This is a genomic window from Deltaproteobacteria bacterium (genome assembly GCA_019309045.1).
Classification (GTDB): domain Bacteria; phylum Desulfobacterota; class Syntrophobacteria; order BM002; family BM002; genus JAFDGZ01.
On the sequence record JAFDGZ010000185.1, the window covers coordinates 1 to 3,432 of the forward strand.

Annotated in this window: 4 protein-coding genes; 1 reads left to right on the plus strand and 3 read right to left on the minus strand. The window is 53.7% G+C overall.

The features are described from left to right. The 3 genes from JRI89_17515 to JRI89_17525 form a co-directional block, all read right to left on the minus strand. The coding region (locus JRI89_17515; protein ID MBW2073030.1) for a beta-lactamase family protein at window positions 1-459 on the minus strand (459 nt) is incomplete at its 3' end. Between the two features lie 116 nt (window positions 460-575). Further along, window positions 576-965, minus strand: coding sequence for a hypothetical protein (locus JRI89_17520; GenBank protein MBW2073031.1), 390 nt, complete (start codon window positions 963-965; stop codon window positions 576-578). A gap of 121 nt (window positions 966-1,086) precedes the next feature. Further along, window positions 1,087-2,538: a hypothetical protein gene (locus tag JRI89_17525; protein MBW2073032.1), complete on the minus strand. Its 1,452-nt coding sequence runs from the start codon at window positions 2,536-2,538 to the stop codon at window positions 1,087-1,089. 164 nt (window positions 2,539-2,702) lie between these two features. On the opposite strand from JRI89_17525, the gene JRI89_17530 reads away from it, so the two are divergent. Continuing rightward, window positions 2,703-3,432: hypothetical protein (locus tag JRI89_17530; GenBank protein MBW2073033.1), on the plus strand; the 730-nt coding region annotated here is incomplete at its 3' end.

The following is a 3,432-nucleotide window of genomic DNA, read 5'->3' on the forward strand; positions in this document are numbered from 1 at the left end:
GAAGCCAGGAATGTAGTCGGCAACTGGACTGTCTAGCCGGATGCGCCCCTGTTCGACCAGGAGCATAATGCTTGGAGTGGTGGCCACCACTTTCGTGAGCGAACTGAGATCGAAGATCGTATCGACCGTCATAGGCTCCATCGATGGAACCAAGGCACGCTTGCCAAAGGCCTTGCGGTAGTAAATGCGGTTGTGTCCACCCACCAGGACCACTGCGCCCGGAAGTCTTCTATCTCGAATCGCTGTCTGGACCAGTTCATCAATATGGCCAAGACGCCCCACGTAGAAAGAGTCGACTTCGGAGGCGAAAGACTGAGTCACCACTAACGAGACGGCCGCTGCTACGAGCGTGCTGACTATGAACGAATAAGTTAAGGCGAAGGAAGATCTGCACAGGGCAGCACGGTTGGAATCGCATCTGAATATGGCGGGCCTGATGGCTGTTGATTGCTGGGCCATTCGGCGGCCTGCCAATAACAAAATCATCACAACTATTCCCGATGAATAAGTGTTGGTCCCAGCAGGAGCGGTGGAGAAGGCTGAGAATGCCTTCTCCACTTTCTATTCTCATATGTCTAGCGAAATCTGGGAATCTGTGCCTTGAAGGCATACTTCATGTTGTCCATGGTTGATGGATCACCACCTGGATGGAGTACCACCATTATCATCTCCCATTCTCCAAAAGGAGAACGTGCCAGGGTGGAACCATAGACGCCGTTTCCCTTCGAGTCCGTTCTAAAGGCATATGGTGCCCGTCCTGCTCCTGTTTCACGCATCTTAGGTTTTGTGTTCACAAACCAAACAGTGTAGACGGAATCCGGCCGCAGTCCTCTCGCATGAATGCTCAAACCCTGTTCATCGAGAAAGGCAATGCCGCTCGCTCCTCGTGCTGCCCAGGAGGCTGTAGCATAGGCCAGCAGAACGGTTCCTATGGCAAGTACTAGTACGATCTTTTTGATATTCATATGGATCTCCTTGTCTTAATTGTTTTTTACAAATCAAAATCGAAACCTCTATGCAGCCAGTGAGGTTATCCCTTGGTCGATCGCCAGAGGAGATCCTTACACAATATCTGTCTGTCGCAACTCATTCTCTGACACCCTGCTCCAGTGCCTGTAGAAACCTTTTATAGCGCTGCCTGAGTCCTGCATCGTTGCTGGGCCTGAAGAACTTGCCTCGTCCTGGCTTTGGCCAGCGTTGCGGGCATCCAGCTGCCAGCCAGGCGGCACCGCGAACAGTGGCCTCTGTTTCCGCTGGACGATATACCACGCGCCCAGTAAGATTGGCCAATCGTTGACAGAGGCCATTCACGCGGGCCAGACCACCACTGATCTGCAGCCGATTCACACTAAAACCTGCCTCCTCCATAGTCTCCAGATTGGCATTCAGAAGGAAGAGGATACTCTCAGCAACAGCAACTGCTCTCTGCCAGGGTGCACCAGTACCAATAAGAGAGGGTTCAGGACCAGCTTGCCACCAGGGCGACCCAAGGCCGCCTACGGTATTGACAAACACGGGTGGAGTTTCTGAACGAGCCAGCCAGGCGGACAGTTTTCCAGAAACATCTGCAAGGTGCCACTTCGCCTCTGCCCACCGCAGAGCTGCGCCGGCTCCATTCACTGTACCCTCCACAAAATGCTCCACCTGTCCGTTGCTGCTATTTCCTAGACCTACCAGGAGCGTAGGGTGCCGAAAGAGCTTGCTCCCAGTGGGCAGCAGTATAAATGCGCCGGTGCCGATATTAATGATGGCTGTGTCCCTGGCTGGTCTGCCTAGACTGTAGAGAGCAGCATTCTGGTCACCGTTTGCCAAAGTCAGAGGAATGTCTGCCAGACACAAGCTTCCATATTTTACTGATATGGGGCGACATTGAGGCAGCACTTCAGCTGGAATGCCAAAAAGCTCGAGCAGCCATGGATCCCAGGTGCGTGTGGCAATATTCCACAGTTGGGTGCGGGAACCATTTGCCTGGTCCACCACAAAAGGATGTTCCTGCAGCAGGTGAAACAGGAGAAAGCTGGCCAGGGGGCCCATAGCGAGAGCATTTTGTGAACTGGCCCGACTTACCTCTGGAACATTGTCCAGATACCAGCGCAGCTTACTGCCACCGTAATGTGGGGAAAGGGGCAGGCCGGTGCAATCTTTTATCTGGCGGGCATACCCAGTAAGTCGCCGCAACCAGTCCACTGAGCGTCGGTCCTGCCAGCTGAGCATGGGAGCAAGGGGTTTGCCGTTGCGCTTGTCCCAGGCCACCACGCTGGAGCGCTGCGTGGCCAGGCCGGCTGCTGACACTCCGAATCGTCGGACAGCAGAACTGTCGAGTACCTCAGCCACTACCTGTTGCACAGAAGAAAGGATTTCTGCTGCGTCTTGTTCAACACAACCGGAGCCGCGTCTGTAAAGAGACACATCGCAAAAGGCTGCTGCTCGAATCCTTCCTCGCCTGTCTATTGCCATGGCCCGCGTCGCAAAGGTTCCCTGGTCAATGACCAGAATGAAGCCCTGGTTTGCTCTACCTGAGTCTGTTTTTCCGCTCATAGTAATTCTCTACTGTTTGGTTCCATCACCCTAGCTTTCCCGAATTCTATTTGTCAAGAAAGCAGCAAGAGTGTAACCTTGAACTTCAGGACAGGCAGGCAAGGAGACAGGCATAGGCGGCTGCTCTGCTCCTTTGACAATTTCTGCATGAAAAGGTGATTTCCATGAAGGTTGCGGCTGTACAAATGGACATTCGCTGGCATGATCGTTCGGCAAACCTGGAAAAGGCTCGTACTTTCGCCCTGGAGGCCAAGAAAGCGGGAGCCGACCTTCTAATTTTCCCCGAAATGTTTTCCACCGGCTTTTCCATGGACACCTCGACCACGGCAGAGCCTCTCAACGGACCTACGCCTACACTGCTGCGCTCTCTTGGGCGTGAACTGCAGACCCTGGTGGTTGGTGGCTTTGTGCTGGCTTGTGAGCAAGGCAAACCTCAAAATGTGGTGCTCGCCGTGGACCAACAGGGCAAAGATCTATCTCTTTATGCCAAGACTCACCTGATATCCATTTTGGGTGAATCCGATAATTACGCCCCCGGGGAAGGACCGGCACCATTCCGCCTCGATGGAATGGAGGCCTGCTGCTTTATCTGTTACGACCTTCGTTTCCCCGAGCTTTTTAGATCTGTAGCCGACAACTGCGGTCTGATTATGGTTGTGGCCTCATGGCCTGCGGAGCGCCAGAGCCACTGGGACATTCTTCTGCCAGCCAGAGCCGTGGAAAATCAATGCTATGTTGTGGGAGTCAACAGGGTTGGCCAGGGCGGTGGTCACACTTTTACTGGTGGTTCGGCAATCATTGATCCTCTGGGACAAATCGTGGCGCACGGGGGTGAGAAGGAAATTCTCCTCATAGCTGATATAGACCCTTCAATCGTGGCGGAAGTCAGACAGA